We start from the raw sequence: 15,184 nt of genomic DNA on the forward strand, positions 1-15,184 counted from the left end.
ATTGCAAAGCGATTCAGTGGCTATCGACCTAATTACCAATACGCGGATTGGTGTTCTAAAAGTAAACTTACTGGTGTAAAATTATCGAATGCAATGCTAACTGCGACCTATTGAGTAGTATCCCGATGACTGTAAAAAAAACGCTGAGCCAAAGAAAACGTGAATCGATCGTTGCCGCTGCTATCGCAGAGTTTACTGAGCACGGTTACAAGGCCACCAGCATGGATAAAATATCGAGCCGCGCGGAAGTATCAAAGCGCACCGTATACAATCACTTTGCCAGCAAAGAACTGCTTTTAGAAGAGATTCTAGACAGCATTTGGAGCAAAACTCTCGCCGCGACGCATTTCCCTTATCAAGCAGAACTGCCACTTGAAGAACAGCTTTCGTCGATAGCCAATCAAGAACTTGAGTTACTTGAGTCTGAAGGCTTCATCGATCTGTCACGTGTCTTATTCTCAGAGTATTTCCACAATGCCGAACTGGCGCATCAAGCGATGGAAAAGTATTCCCAAGCAGAAAGTGGACTCACAACCTGGATTAAAGCAGCACTGGCAGATGACCGCTTAATTGAACTAGACCCTCTATTTGCATCTACCCAGTTTATTGCACTGTTAAAGTCTTTTGCATTTTGGCCACAAATCATTGGTCATACGCCGTCACCGGATGCTGAACACAAACAAGTGATCATCCAATCCAGTGTCGAGATGTTCCTGAAACAGTATCAAGCGTAATAAAAGTTGAGCTCGGCTAAGTTTTATTGGGTTTGATTAGAGATGCACAAACGAGTGAGGTATGATTCGCCTGCTTCACTCGTTTACCAAGACTAAGAATTCATGCCAAAGTTGATTAACAAAATTTGGGTACACGCTTTCATGCTCTTCGCTATGCTAATGGCCACCATTAGTGTGGACAGCATCGCGAGCAGCAATGCTCTGCAAGCCCCCCAAGCTCAATCAACTTCTGCCAATAGCTTCTCTTTCTCTGCTTCTAACATCAGTTCTGTAGAGAGCACCCCAACACCTTTTTCCAGCGCACAACCCACCGTTGAGCACCACTGTTGTGGATCGGTCTGTCTACTGAAAATGCCACCACTGATCGTTTCTGAATCTTTCGAACCGCAGATTGAATCACTGGCACTGATAGAAAAAGAGCCTTCGCACAAAGCGATTGTTGCACCACAAGCGCCATACCGCCCCCCTATTTCCTAATCGTTTGTCCCTGTTTGGCAATATCTGCCACCAAGTTATAACAGCATTTTTGCTGTATCAAATGACATCCGAATTTAGGAAATGAACACATGAAAAAACTATTTAGCCTCTTTGCCGCTCTACTCTTGAGCGCTTCAGTAAACGCCGCACAATTTGAAGAAGGCACGCACTACAAAATCCTTGATGTAGCAAAGGCCGACAAGCCTGTCGTTACCGAATTTTTCTCTTTCTACTGCCCACATTGTTACAAGTTTGAAGGGGTCATTAAGTACCTAAAAGCAGACTTGCCAAAGTCAGCAAGCTTCCAAAAAGTGCACGTCGCTTTTATGGGTAACAACATGGCAGTACCAATGGCGAAGGCTTACGCGACCATGATTGCTCTAGACGCTGAAGAAAGCATGGTTCCTGCCATGTTTGCTCAGATCCATGAGAAGCAACAAACACCAAAAAATGAAGCAGAACTGCGTGAAGTTTTCATTGATAACGGTATCGATGCGAAGAAGTTTGATGCGGCATACAACAGCTTTGCAGTGAACTCGATGCAAAAACGTTTCGATAAAGAGTTTGATCAAAGCACACTAACAGGTGTTCCTGGAGTTCTGGTTAACAACAAATACATCGTGAAACCGGATCAAATCAAGAGCTACGAAGAGTACAACCAACTAGTTAACTACCTGCTAACGCTCTAAGTCCGTTTTTCATCTCAAAGCCAGTGATTTCATCGCTGGCTTTCTTATATATGAAGTCTCCCTAGCCGCTCACCATTCCCGTAAATCCGCTTGGGAAGTATTGTTAACTGGCATCCTCCACAATTTTTCATATACTGCACTCAATTAAGCTATCCACTGTGCTGTAGCATTCAAAATATTAGCACTCAAATATTGGGACCTTTATGATCATTCTGACCACAAACTTTGGCGACATTGAAATTGAACTGAACCTTGAAAAAGCGCCGGTAACGTCGAAAAACTTCCTTAAATACTGCCAAGATGGCTTCTACGAAGGCACAACATTTCACCGTGTTATTGAAGGTTTCATGATTCAAGGTGGTGGACACACTATCGACATGACAGAAAAGCCAACTCGTGCACCTATTGTGAATGAAGCTAACCGCGGCTTAAAGAACGTGATTGGATCTCTCGCAATGGCTCGCACTGACGCACCCCATTCAGCAACGGCGCAGTTCTTTATCAACCTTGACGACAATGATTTCCTTGATCATACAGCAACCAGCAACTCAGGTTGGGGCTACGCTGTGTTTGGCAAGGTATCAGCAGGTATGGATGTGGTAAACAAGATTGCGCTTGCACCAACCACCACTCGCTGGGGACATGAAGATGTGCCGTGTGAAGACATCGTGATTACTAAAGTCACTGTTCGCGACTAATTCACTCACGTGCTTTCCTGCCCCTAGTGCATTCGAATTGATTGCACAAAGAAAAGAAGGCAGCGCGCTAGAACTATGGTGGTAAGGATTCGACTTTACCACCTGTATTCAAAGCTCGTTGTTAGAATCGTTACCAACGAGAGCGGTAAGTACGGTGACATCCTTTACAAGTCTTGTTCACAGAATCTAACCCTTGTTCTGCGCTCGACAAGTCTTGCTCAACACTCGCTTGATAAAGCTCTGCAAAGCCTTGGTTCATCTGTAACATCAGTTGGTTAAATTTCTCAGGCTTGCTCCAAATCTCCTTTTTTGCCTTACCTCCAGTATCACCTTCAGCAAAACTCGCATTCAATACGGTTCCATGTTCCACCAACATGTCACTTAGCTCACCCACTTTCAGCCAATCCACGTCACTGTTATTCAATTCTGAATCGACTTGTTTGCTGACCTCTTCAATAGAGCTAAAAGCTTGCTGACGATTATTTACAACATCCGCTGCAGCGATAGAGATCATAGGTAGAGCAATCGTAGGCAGTGCGATGATTAAAGCGATGGTGAATTTTTTCATAGTGTCATTCCTAGTGATTAATTGATTGAGTGCTTAATTGACTGAGTGGCTAATTGACTGAGTGATTTGTTCGTTAATTACTGATTGGTTTCTTAATAAATTACGGCTTGATAGTTCAGCCGTAATCGATGAGATGCACTTAATTTACACAACAATAGTTGCGCGTGCAACTATTGTTGTGTAAATTATTCCCACCAAGCAAATTCGCAAACAGGAAAAGCATTATGAAAATCTGGGATCTACCAACTCGACTTTATCACTGGCTTCAAGCCGCACTCTTTATTGGACTTGCTGCGTCAGGGTTTAACGGACAAGGCCCTCATGTTTACTTAGGCCTCGCACTGTTCAGTCTGATTTTATGGCGCTTGGTTTGGGGAATCGTCGGCAGCGATACCAGTCGCTTTTCTCAATTTATTAGCTCTCCAAAATCGGCTTGGATTTACTTACGAGGAAAAGCACGACCAAAACCGGGCCATAATCCGTTAGGTGCGTGGATGGTGATAGGAATGATCACGACTCTGTTTGTCCAATGTATGACAGGGCTTGTTATTGCTGGTTTCTTTGATGCGATTCCAGGTTCGGAACGCGTGATTACTGGTGCAGTATTCGATGTGTTATGTACGGTGCATGGCATTGCAGCACGCATGTTAGTGGTCTTTGTGGTACTGCACTTGGTGGCCATTTTCATCTACAAACTGCGTTCAAAACCGCTGGTTCTTGCCATGATCACAGGCAAACAAAGCCATTCAGCGTCAACGGATTATTTCAGAAATGGTAGTCAATTGGCTTTTTCATCAAATAGGAAAGCGTTGTTGGTGCTAATTGCATCGGTATTAGTTACGATGACAATAGTTGTAATATCACAGTAAAATTAGGTAGCGAAAGATGCCAGAAGAGTTTGATAGACAAAAAAGCTTTGGTTGGATGATCAATGTGATCGCCAATAAAGCGACCAAAGATTTCGACACGGAATTGAAGGAACATGGCTTAAGCATTGCACTATGGCCAACCATGATGTGTCTTTGGGAAGAAGAAGGTGTGACTCAGCGTGATATTGCTGCGAAATCCAAAGTCGAGAATTCAACAACGACACGTACATTAGACAAGTTAGAAAAACTTGAACTGGTGGAACGCAGAGCCGATCCAAACAGTCGCCGTTCTTTCCGAATTTACTTAACGGAAAAAGGCAAAGCACTTGAAGAACAACTCGTTCCTATCCCAGTTCGTTTAAACAAAGCGTTGATGAACGAGTTAGATGCTGAAGAACAGCAGCAAATGCTCAAGCTACTTCAGAAAGTAGTCGCGGCAATCTGATCTTACCGCGCTCGCTGCTTACCAATCTCACTGCTTAGCAAAGCTTGTTACACTCTGAACGTGTATTAAAAAACAACCAACACTCGGCCTTGCGCCGAGTGTTTTATTTTCGTCTCGACCATTTGATATAGCAAAACAGTGAAGCAATGATCACCGCTCCACCGAGCAGCTTCTGCATCTCTACACTTTCGCCAAGCACACTCACACTTAACAGCAGCGTCCACACAGGCTCAAGAATCATGATCAATGCCGCCACTTCCATATTCACGGAGTGCTGACCGACCGTTTGCAGCAAGTAACGAATAGATGTTGCGATCACCGCAGAGACAATAAACCAGAAGACTAAGGTTTTGGTGATTTCGAACTCCGGCTGAGCTGTCATAGAAGCAAAGGCTAAACCACTCACACCCACTACAAACAGCTGCACACAAATTGATGCGATAGGCTTGATATTGGTAATCACACGCTTGTTCATCACAAAGTGAACAGACAACAACATCGATGCTAACAAGAAGTAAACCTGACTCTGCTCAACATGCCAGCCGTTGCCCAAAGTCAGCAGTAGCATGCCGATAATCGCGATAGGGAAAGACATCCAAAACGCACGATTAGGCTTAACTCGAAAAAAAATCCAAGACACAAACGGTGCAATGATCATGGCTAAGCTCATGATGAATGCCCCTTCCGACAAGCTTTCAGTCACCGAAACTGCAAATACCCATACCTGCAATGAGGCAGACAGCAGCAAACCCACTCCGCAAAGAGAAAGAACCTGCTTAAGCGAAAGCTTACGAATGTGATGAATACAAAACGGCAGAAGAATCAAACTCGCGACGAGGAATCGCACACCAATGAACACTGGCCCCGGCATTTCTAATACCACCAGCTTAGATGCAATCCATCCAATCCCAGCTAACAGGGTAGCAAATAGGAGGTAAAGCTCTCCGCGCATCGCTTTCATCATTTTACTTGGTCCAATAACAAAAAAAGCAACCCGACTCTGCAAGGTTGCTTTTTATAAACATTCAACAGGATCAAGATACTATCTCAATACTCTGCTTCAGGCAGCTGTTTTTAACTTGCGTATTCTGGGTAATCAATTAAACCCTTTTCCGCACCACCAAACAATGTGTTTGGATCGTGCGCCGCAAGTGGGTAACCATTTTGAATACGAGCTGGTAAATCTGGGTTAGCAACGAATGGACGACCAAAACCAACCATGTCAGTTATGCCTTCAGCAACCGCTTTTTCGCCACGCTCGCTATCGTATTTACCCGCATAAATCAGGACACCTTGATAAGCATTACGTACTGCTGATTTAAAGGTTTTTGGTGTTTCAGGTGCATCGTCCCAATCGACTTCTGCAATGTGCAGGTAAACAATTTTGTATAGGTTAAGTAATGCTGCCGCCGCTGTGTAAGTCTCCACTGGCGTAGCGTCAACCGTACCATTCAACGATGTGAACGGAGCAAGGCGCACACCAACACGGTCAGCACCAATCGCTTCAACCATAGCCTCAACCACTTCACCTAGGAAACGTAAACGGTTTTCGATTGAACCACCGTATTCGTCAGTGCGATTGTTTGCTTCAGAATCGATGAATTGGTTGATTAAGTAACCATTCGCGGCGTGAAGTTCGATACCATCAAAGCCTGCTTCAATCGCGTTCAAAGCCGCTTGGCGATATTGTTCAACCACTGCTTTGATGTCTTCTTTCGTCATCTCACGAGGTTCAACCACATCCACAAAACCCGGCTCATCAGTGCCGTTATCGATGAATACTTTTACGTTTTCTGCTTTAAGTGCAGAAGACGAAATTGGTTGTTCACCACCAATGTTGTCTGGGTGTGTGACACGGCCTACATGCCAAAGTTGAGCGAAGATAACGCCCTCTTTTTCATGTACGGCATCAGTCACTTTTTTCCAACCCGCAATCTGCTCATCAGAATAGATACCCGGAGTCCAAGCGTAACCTTGGCCCATAGGTGAAATTTGTGTGCCTTCCGCAATAATCAAACCTGCAGAAGCGCGTTGAGCGTAGTAAGCCGCCATCATGTCGTTTGCTGAATTACCAGGTTGCGTTGCGCGAGAACGCGTCATCGGTGGCATAACAATACGGTTTTTAAGCTCGATATTACCAAGTTGAATTGGTTGAAATAGTGCGTTTGTCATTGTTATATCCTCGATTAACCTAGTTGAATCAGTTCGATTTGGTAGCCGTCTGGGTCAGTAAGAAAAGCAATGTGCGTTGAGCCACCTTTTACTGGCCCCGCTTCACGAGTCACATTGCCACCTAGCGATTTGATCTTGTCGCATGCTGCGTAAATATCGTCTACACCCAATGCCAGATGACCAAACGCGCTGCCCATCTCGTACTCATTCGTATCCCAGTTGTACGTTAGCTCGATAGTCGTGCCGCCTTGTTCGTAGCCAACAAAAACCAATGTGTAGCGGTAGTCTTTGTTTTCATGGCGTTCAAGTTCCTTCATTCCCAATACCTTGGTGTAGAACTCGATAGACTTGTCTAAATCAGTAACTCGGATCATTGTGTGTAGGAATTTCATATTTCACCCTTATTAGCACCACAAGCATGGCGCCGTTATTATTTTGAGTGGAGGTTATCCACTAATCTCTGAGTGAAATAATACGATTCAGCGAGGAATTAAGGAAATTATCAAAAATTCTCAATATGATAATTTTTTGTTATGAACTTTATGACTAACACGAACTCAATGACACAAAAAAGGGAAGCCAATGCTTCCCTAGAATTAAACTCTCAATTAAAACCGCAAACGCCTATCTTTAAGCGCCTTCGACATTGCATCTGATGTACTGATGACTTGTTCTCTGAACCATTTATGAGCGGGGTCGCTGTTCTGCTTCTTCAACCAAATCAGGTAGTGAGACATCGGCTGATACTCAAAAGGCGGCTTGAACAGCTGCAAACTTAACTTTTCTTGAAACTGCACGGCCATTGATAAAGGCACCACTGTAATGTAATCAGATTGGCTACACAGCAAGATATTACTGAATAGTGAACGCCCATGAAATACGATTTTACGTTGGGACAGATCCAAAGATGTGTAGTGATTCAAACTGCGAACTTTGCGTCGTGTTCTGTCTAATACGGCATGCTTTTCACTTAGGAACTGAGCTTCGCTGATTTCACCTTGGATTCTCGGGTGATCAGCTCGACACACGATCACAAACTCGCCCTCATAAAGTGTTTCACTGACGATACTTGGGTGTTCAGGCACCACAATATCGATCATCGCATCGAACTCTTGAGTCAAAAGATCTTCGTAAATGCGCTCATCACTGTCTGGTTGATCAAACACTTCTAACGACAAATTTTGATTAGGAAGCGCCGCGAAACTATTGAGCAGCACCCACTGTAAGTGCTCAGGTGCAGAAATCACAAATTTACGTTCAGAGGATTGCTCATCAAAATTCGCCATCGACTGAAAGACGCCATTGAGTTCATTGATCGGCGCTTTAATTTGTTCATACAAGCTTTGCGCATAAGACGTAGGCGCAACACCTCTTCCTTTACGAACAAAAAGCTCTTGGCCAATCTCTTTCTTTAGGCGGGCTAACGCGGTACTGATGGTCGATTGGTTGGTACTGAGTTGATCCGCAGCCTTACTTAAACTGCCCTGCTCCATCACCGCAGAAAAAACAGCAAGTAGGTTGAAGTTGGGGATGTCATTACTCATATATCATTACTCGTTAGGCGACCATGAGTACTATGCTATCGTAAAAGCGATAGAATGAAATAAGAATCCCTCGTTTAAAGTCCCAAATTGAGACACTAACATCCCGCGTAATTAGTTTCTTAATAGGTTTCCCCATGAAAAAACACTACCTTGCCATCACTATTGCGATGATGACGAGTAACGCGATGCTTTCAAACCCAGTACTGGCTGCGGCTCACCTTCTTCCTGAACTTGGTTCTCTCAACGCAAGTACCGCAGGCGCAGGATCGGCAGCGTTAGCTGAAAGTGCGTTAACCGCATGGACTAACCCTGCCGCTATGTCTCAGCTAAAAAACCCTGAACTCACCGTCAATCTGGCAGGCCTCTACACAGACATCAACTATTCAGACACAAACCCAACAGAGCGTTTTGACAGCAACATTGATGCTGGTGGTTGGGCTCCGGTAGGAAGCTTCTACTTTGTTGCCCCTATCAACGACAAATTTCACGCTGGTTTTGCTTTGGCTTCTCAAGGTGGTTCGGGAATCGATTATGGCGATAACTTTTCTGGGCAGCGTTTATTAAAGAATGTTGAATTCATGACTGTTCAACTGATGCCTTCGATATCTTACAAAGTGAATGAGCAGCTTTCGTTGGGTGCCTCAGTCAATGCGGAATACCTCACTGCAAACGGCGAGTTGAATCCTTTTATCGGCACTGGCGACATTGGTTCTGAACACTTATTCGAAGCAGACGCGGATGATTTCACGGTTGGCTACTCTCTTAGTGCCTTTTACCAACCGAACGAACAACACCGTTTTGGCTTTATCTACCGCTCTGAACTTGCTCATTACGGTGAAGGGGATCTTCAACATTCGGCTAGCGACACCAAGCATGATGTTGGGCTCGACTTTATCATGCCTCAACACATCCAAATTAGCGGCGTGCACGCCGTTAATAACCAATGGGACATGCTGTGGAGTGTGACTTGGTATGACCTATCAACTTGGACTGACCTCACACTAGACATCAATGATAACTCAGTAAAAGTTGTCGACCGTAACTTTGACGATGTGTGGAACCTAGCCATAGGTACTCATTACCAAATCACCCCAACCTTGCGACTAGAAACAGGCATCAGCTACGAGACTTCGCCTCAAGATGACGCAACTCATCAATATATGGATCTTCCTGTAGGCGAAACCAAACGTATTGGCGCCGGTGCCACCTATGCGCTCAATAAGAACTGGGAACTGCGCGCTTACTACGATTACATCGATCTCGACGAGCCTGAGCTTAATTACTCAAAGGGGCAAGTTATCAATGTTCAAGGCGCTTATGATAACAGCGCACACTTCTTCGGTATGCAAGCGAACTACCGCTTCCTGTAAAGCGGCAGTCTCGACCTTTCGTCAATTATCTATGAGTCACGCACAGTGCCTGATTCATGGCCTCACTCGTGCACAACATCAAGGCCTAGCTATCCGCTAGGTCTTTCTCTATCTGTTCTTCAACTGCAATGTTTTATCCCCAATCAACATCGCATTTGATTGGGTTAGATTACACATTCAATAGAACATAAACAATACGATATTGTCTCGTTTATCATGACACTGTGTTCAGCGACATTGAGATATACATTTGAAGAATTAAAGCTACAATATTTCGAATCCAGCGCTCTACCGTAAACAGAAACGTATTTTTCCAGTGTTCAAAAACCTATTATCAGTTATATGTCATCCATCATTCGTTTCTATTACTCCTTTTATTGTAAGAAGCGTGTAAAAAGATTAATTCCGCCAAATTGCTTATTGATGCTTTTATTAGTCATTTCATTGATCCAAACCAAGTTAATGAACAATGTTTTCTATCTGTATATGAGCCTTTTCAAATAAATCGACCTACCGATTTAGAGTTATAACTACTAATCGTAATTACGATATTATCAAATCGTAATTCTGGGTAGATACTGCTCAAAACTCTTCCTATTATCCTGCTAACAAATCAATTCTTAGCCCAAACAGAATGCTGACAAATGTTTTACAACACTATGTCAATTGCCATGGAAGATCCCCTCGACAGACGAGGTATTACACGTAAAGAAGACAATAGCTAAAAGAACGAGCCTAATATTTCGTTCAACAGTGCATCGTCATTCAACCTGCGTTTCAGGCTAACAATAAGAATTGATTTGTAGAGGAGCATATTCGCTTCTTGATACCGAGAATCGGTTGTCTGGACTGAGCAATATCACTTTAAATATCATCTATTACTTTTGTTTATTATGAGCACCAATCTCTCCACATAATAGACATCTACTTTTTAAGATGTCATTAAAGATGACTTCTAGGCTGCAAATTCTCTCTTCTTATTGATGTAGGTTGAGATATGAACTTTATAAAAATCGTTTTCCAGAAGATCTGGGCCGTTGCTATGGTCTTGATTAAATTCTGCCTGTTTATGGCGGTGATGTTTGCTGGTGCATGGGCTCTTGCACCGTTAGGCACTATCCATTCTAAAGACATCGACATGTCTCAATTCAACAACCATCCCAATGAAATGATGATGAACTTCTTCCAGATGGAATACTTCTCTGGTTACTTGTTCTCTGTGACCATTGCTGTGGTATTAGCCGGTGTTTACGGCATGTGGCAATTGCATGAACTGGGAGTGCATAAAGCAAAAGAGCACAAAAGCGCTCACGTACAGATCGTGTTTGCACTGTCACTTTGCGGGCTCTTCATCAGCAAAACATTCTGGGTTATCGCGTTGGTTATCGCATTGGCGAACTGGAAGCATATTGGTCAATCACTGAGTGATGTGATTCGCCGTGGTGTACAGCCTAAACAAGACGCGACCAATACAGAGACAGCCGCAGTACACGTATCACCTGAACAATCGGTAACAGAGCCGTCTCAAACAAATCAATCTCAAACACAACAGTCTCCAGTAGAGCAATCTTCAAAAGAACAGGCTTCAGAAGAAAAGGCTCCAACAAAACCATCCCCTACAGAAAAAGAGGTCGCATAATGAAAGAGATGATGATTCCATACATCCTAATTGTATGGTCACTGTTTGCGACAGGCGCACTTAAGAAGAACTTCAAGAACTATACTTGGGCTGCCATTGGCGGTGTAACGATTCTTGCGGTATTAGCGGTTATCTCTCGCTTGTGGGCACCCGTTGATTTAACGAACTCAACCACAGTGAAAGCACCACACGCGGTGATGTCACCTATCTTCGGCCAACAGATCGACCAAGTGCTTGTTGATCACAACCAAATGGTTAAAGAAGGCGACATAATCTACACGCTCGTCGACATCGATTCTGCCGCAGACAAAGCAAAGATCGAATCTTCAATTGTTCAGAAAGAAGAAGAAATCAAGCAAATGACTCGCGACTTAGAGCGTGCTGAAACGTCACCTGAAATCTTCAATATGCGTGACGTAGAAAAGTACGACTCAGATCTTCGAGTGCTGCACGCTGAACTTGTGTCGTTAAAAGCCGACCTACAAAAAGTAAATTGGGCGCAAGAGAAGAAAACCATTAGGGCTGAATTTGATGGTCAGGTATCGATAGTGAATATTGCTGAAGGTTCTGTCATGGGTAACATGCACCTCTACAACACCAGCAAAAAGTTCCTTGAGATGCGCATTTCAGACCAAACTTATGGCTATGTTCAAGTAGGAGACTTCGCTGAGTTCTTCGTTGATGCCTACCCAGGGCACGTGTTCCGAGCAAAAGTACACAGCTTTAACGCAGGTACCGGTGAGTCGAGTATTTCTCCACTTCAGGGGCCACAAAGCGTCGGTCAACACGTAGTAAGAAACGGGAATGCTTTAGGTCGTACTATCGTACTTGAGATCATCGAACCAGAAGGTTACAACATCCCTATTGGTTCAACTGGCGCGGCTTGGATCTCGGCTGAGAAGCCGCATCCGTTCTGGGGCTTCATCGATGTAATCGGCGCAGCAACGGTTCGCCTACAATCTTACAAGTCTTACTTAGGTGCTTGGTAAGTACTGAGGTTCTCGGTAAGTATTAAGATTCTCGGTAAACACTTATATAACAGCCATTAGTTCCAAATTAAATGCCCTGAATTTCAGGGCATTTTTGTATCTGTCACAAGCCCCCACTTACTAATTGACTTAGATCAAAATAAATCGCAAAAATAATCATTAGTTATCCAATCAATCGTAAAACCGATAGATTGAAATTCTGTTTGCGCGTAGATAGCGACCTCTCCCACCTCTATCATTTGGCTCAAGAAATCCAATTCCTGTATCCAAATATAAGGTCACTACCATGACTAATACATTCAAAAAAATGGCGCTCCCTGTTGCTATCGCGAGCGCTCTATTTGCTTCTGGTTTTGCATCTGCAACGCCAACTGTAGAAGCGACATCGAAAGTAGGCCAAGAACTTCAGACAGCAAATGCTGCGCAATACCAAAACATTGACCTTGATGCTCGCTACAAGAGCGAAGTTCTATTCGAACACAAGTCAAACATGTTCTGGGGCAAAGGCGAGCGCATCCAAGTTGTTTCGAAAACGGGCGACTCACTGGCTTACACTGAAGAATCTGATCACGTTCATCCAATCCTAACCAAGCATGGTCGTAAAATGGACCAAGCAATCATTAAAGTGGATGACAACGTTTACCTTGGTTACGGTTTCGGTCTAGATACACCAGTAATGATCGAAGGTACGGACGGCATCATCATTGTTGATCCAGGCGAGTCGGTAGAAATGGCTCAATCGGTTAAAGAACAGTTCCGTCAAATCACAGACAAGCCGGTTAAAGCCATCATCTATTCTCACAACCACATCGACCACATCTCTGGTGTGCGTGCATGGGTGACTGATGAAGAAGTAGCATCAGGCGAAGTAAAAATCATCGCAGAAGAAGGCCTAACCGCAGCAGTGGCTAACTGGTCTTCAAACCTAGGAACTCTATTTGGTCACCGTACTTCTTACACAGGTGCTAAGCACGTAGAAGAAGGTGAGCACGGCACAGTAAACGACGGCCTTGGTCCACGTTTCATGCAAGGTGCTATCTCATTCATTGAACCAAACCTGCTTGTACCAAGCCAAAGCCACATCGAAATCGAAATTGCTGGCGTTAAGATGCACATCGAGAACGTGCCATCTGAAACTAAAGATGAGTTAGTGGTTTACTTCCCAGAGCAGAAAATCCTGCACGCGGCTGAAGTACTTCAAGGTGAGAACTTCCCTAACCTTCACACCATTCGTGGTACTAAATTCCGTGACCCATCAATGTGGTTCAAGGGCATCGACGTAATGCGTAAGTTCGACACTGAGATCATGATTAACTCTCACGGTCGCCCTGTTGAAGGTAAAGAAGCGGTATCTGACGTATTAACGGCTTATCGTGATGCGATTCAATACACGCATGACCAAACAATCCGTTACATGAACAAAGGTATGACGCCAGACGAGCTAGTTGAAGTGGTTAAACTTCCTAAGCACCTTGCTGAGCACCCTTGGTTAGGTGAGCACTACGGCACTGTTGCACACGCCGTTCGCCAGATTTACGTAGGTTACAACGGTTTCTTCGAAGCGGATCCATGGCAGCTAGAGCCAATGGCTTACGAGCAACGCGCTAAAGCATTCGTAGAGATCATGGGCGGTCGTGACAACATCATCGACACAGCAAAAGCGGCGATGAAAGCAGAGAACTACACCTTTGCAGCAGAGATTCTTTCTTACCCAATCACGGTAAACAAAGATGACATGGAAGCACGCTTGCTGAAAGCACAAGCTTACAAAGCATGGTCTGCAGATCAAGTGAACATCAACTGGCGAAACTGGGCATTGAATGCTGCAGCTGAACTAGAAGGTACTCGTGATTTCTCTAACATGATCAGCTTCGCTTCTGTAGACGTACTAACTGCGCTACCAAGTAAGCAAATCTTCGATATGATGACGTCGACGCTAATCGCAGAAAACTCGTTAGACGTAAACATGATGCTAACGTACAACTTCTCTGATACTAACGAAGCATTCACTATCGAAATTCGTAACGGCATTGCTCAGTTACACGAAGAGGCAGTGAAAGGCGCAGATGTTCAAATCAACACCACTCGTGCAGTATTGAACCAAATCTTGATTGCGGGTCCAAACGCTCAACAAGTGATTGGTACCAACCTACAGTCTGGTGCATTCAAGTTCTCGAATGGCGACATCAAAGGCTTCGGTCAATTCATGAGCTACTTCGATAAGCCAATGACTCCAGAAGAGATCATGCTCATCGTTCGCTAATAGCGAGTTTGAACGGTCGCTCTTCAGCGATAGCTCTTCGATGATAACTCTTCGACGATAGCGTGTTAGTAAACAATCACTAACACACTATCAACCAATAAGCTGACCGCTTCACATGGACGACAAACAAATACAGGGACCCTTTGTGGTCCCTTTTTTTATCGTCAGGTTCGGCTTCTGCCGTCAGATTCTTAACCCTGTTATAGGTCTCGATAACCATTATGTTAAAACGATTTGCTCTGATTCTTTCACTCACCTCTTCACTTACGTTTGCCTGCGGTCTTCACCAAGAGACAGGGTTTAGTTTAGTGACAGAGCCCGGTTCACTCGAGGTATTTGGCAACGTCATTACAGCCAGACAAGACGATGAATTCAACAACCTCAATAAGCCAGATCACTTTCGACTCTTTGCCATCAAGGCTGCGCTTGCGAAACCCCACCCAAGCAAAATTGAGTTCAACTTGTTCGAAGCAATCAAAGGTCATTACAGCCAAGTGAAATTTGAGAAGGGGGTCGATGTCTCAGGCAGAGATACTTTGCCTACCGAGGAAGATCTATTACTGATTACGGAACTCGATGTGTTCGATGCGTTAGCAACTGGCACCATCTCTTGGGATCACGCGACACTAAACGGCTTAGTGATCATCAACGGCCCACAAGATAAACGAGAGCAGCTTGAAGATTGGCTGAGTGATATTTTTGAAGGGTAATAGCTTAAAGCGGGACA

At 44.2% G+C, this 15,184-nt stretch carries 16 protein-coding genes; 11 read left to right on the forward strand and 5 right to left on the reverse strand.

The window, feature by feature from the left end; translation table 11 throughout:
- The first annotated feature begins 125 nt into the window (after positions 1-125).
- From AACU28_RS19345 to AACU28_RS19360, 4 genes are all read left to right on the forward strand, one after another.
- A complete protein-coding gene (locus AACU28_RS19345) occupies positions 126-734 on the forward strand; it encodes a TetR/AcrR family transcriptional regulator (protein WP_017095220.1) in 609 nt (202 codons plus the stop codon).
- 102 nt (positions 735-836) lie between these two features.
- Positions 837-1,211: a hypothetical protein gene (locus AACU28_RS19350; protein ID WP_017078933.1), complete on the forward strand. Its 375-nt coding sequence runs from the start codon at positions 837-839 to the stop codon at positions 1,209-1,211.
- Between the two features lie 89 nt (positions 1,212-1,300).
- Entirely contained in the window at positions 1,301-1,900 is a 600-nt protein-coding gene (locus AACU28_RS19355) for a thiol:disulfide interchange protein DsbA/DsbL (protein WP_054541062.1), read from the forward strand.
- Positions 1,901-2,103: 203 nt separating this feature from the next.
- Complete coding sequence (locus AACU28_RS19360; RefSeq protein ID WP_004736286.1) at positions 2,104-2,598, forward strand: peptidylprolyl isomerase; 495 nt, start codon at positions 2,104-2,106, stop codon at positions 2,596-2,598.
- Positions 2,599-2,728: 130 nt separating this feature from the next.
- Here the strand turns inward: AACU28_RS19360 and AACU28_RS19365 are convergent, their stop codons facing one another.
- Complete coding sequence (locus AACU28_RS19365; protein ID WP_121603446.1) at positions 2,729-3,166, reverse strand: c-type cytochrome; 438 nt, start codon at positions 3,164-3,166, stop codon at positions 2,729-2,731.
- Positions 3,167-3,390: 224 nt separating this feature from the next.
- On the opposite strand from AACU28_RS19365, the gene AACU28_RS19370 reads away from it, so the two are divergent.
- Both AACU28_RS19370 and AACU28_RS19375 read left to right on the forward strand, forming a co-directional pair.
- A complete protein-coding gene (locus AACU28_RS19370) occupies positions 3,391-4,035 on the forward strand; it encodes a cytochrome b/b6 domain-containing protein (protein ID WP_121603447.1) in 645 nt (214 codons plus the stop codon).
- A 16-nt stretch (positions 4,036-4,051) separates the two neighbouring features.
- A complete protein-coding gene (locus AACU28_RS19375) occupies positions 4,052-4,480 on the forward strand; it encodes a MarR family winged helix-turn-helix transcriptional regulator (RefSeq protein ID WP_017086111.1) in 429 nt (142 codons plus the stop codon).
- A gap of 103 nt (positions 4,481-4,583) precedes the next feature.
- Here AACU28_RS19375 and AACU28_RS19380 read toward each other — a convergent pair whose 3' ends face one another.
- From AACU28_RS19380 to AACU28_RS19395, 4 genes are all read right to left on the reverse strand, one after another.
- On the reverse strand, positions 4,584-5,444 hold the full coding sequence (locus AACU28_RS19380) for a DMT family transporter (protein ID WP_102449362.1): 861 nt from the start codon (positions 5,442-5,444) through the stop codon (positions 4,584-4,586).
- Between the two features lie 110 nt (positions 5,445-5,554).
- Entirely contained in the window at positions 5,555-6,652 is a 1,098-nt protein-coding gene (locus AACU28_RS19385; protein ID WP_121603448.1) for an alkene reductase, read from the reverse strand.
- A gap of 14 nt (positions 6,653-6,666) precedes the next feature.
- Positions 6,667-7,044, reverse strand: coding sequence for a lactoylglutathione lyase (gene gloA / locus AACU28_RS19390; RefSeq protein WP_121603449.1), 378 nt, complete (start codon positions 7,042-7,044; stop codon positions 6,667-6,669).
- 216 nt (positions 7,045-7,260) lie between these two features.
- On the reverse strand, positions 7,261-8,196 hold the full coding sequence (locus AACU28_RS19395) for a LysR family transcriptional regulator (RefSeq protein WP_017089150.1): 936 nt from the start codon (positions 8,194-8,196) through the stop codon (positions 7,261-7,263).
- Between the two features lie 134 nt (positions 8,197-8,330).
- Here AACU28_RS19395 and AACU28_RS19400 point away from each other — a divergent pair, with 134 nt between their 5' ends.
- The 5 genes from AACU28_RS19400 (at position 8,331) to AACU28_RS19420 (ending at position 15,167) form a co-directional block, all read left to right on the forward strand.
- On the forward strand, positions 8,331-9,566 hold the full coding sequence (locus AACU28_RS19400) for an OmpP1/FadL family transporter (protein WP_121603450.1): 1,236 nt from the start codon (positions 8,331-8,333) through the stop codon (positions 9,564-9,566).
- A 997-nt stretch (positions 9,567-10,563) separates the two neighbouring features.
- On the forward strand, positions 10,564-11,205 hold the full coding sequence (locus tag AACU28_RS19405) for a magnesium transporter (protein WP_102452913.1): 642 nt from the start codon (positions 10,564-10,566) through the stop codon (positions 11,203-11,205).
- The gene (locus tag AACU28_RS19410; protein ID WP_017078921.1) at positions 11,205-12,194 is read left to right on the forward strand and encodes an efflux RND transporter periplasmic adaptor subunit; all 990 of its coding nucleotides are present in this window, start codon (positions 11,205-11,207) and stop codon (positions 12,192-12,194) included. Before AACU28_RS19405 ends, AACU28_RS19410 begins: the two co-directional genes overlap by 1 nt.
- 286 nt (positions 12,195-12,480) lie before the next feature.
- The gene (locus tag AACU28_RS19415) at positions 12,481-14,457 is read left to right on the forward strand and encodes an alkyl sulfatase dimerization domain-containing protein (RefSeq protein WP_061022704.1); all 1,977 of its coding nucleotides are present in this window, start codon (positions 12,481-12,483) and stop codon (positions 14,455-14,457) included.
- Between the two features lie 221 nt (positions 14,458-14,678).
- A complete protein-coding gene (locus AACU28_RS19420; RefSeq protein WP_016798082.1) occupies positions 14,679-15,167 on the forward strand; it encodes a hypothetical protein in 489 nt (162 codons plus the stop codon).
- Positions 15,168-15,184: the final 17 nt, after the last annotated feature.

Source organism: Vibrio sp. SBT000027 (genome assembly GCF_963894355.1).
Lineage (GTDB): Bacteria > Pseudomonadota > Gammaproteobacteria > Enterobacterales > Vibrionaceae > Vibrio > Vibrio splendidus.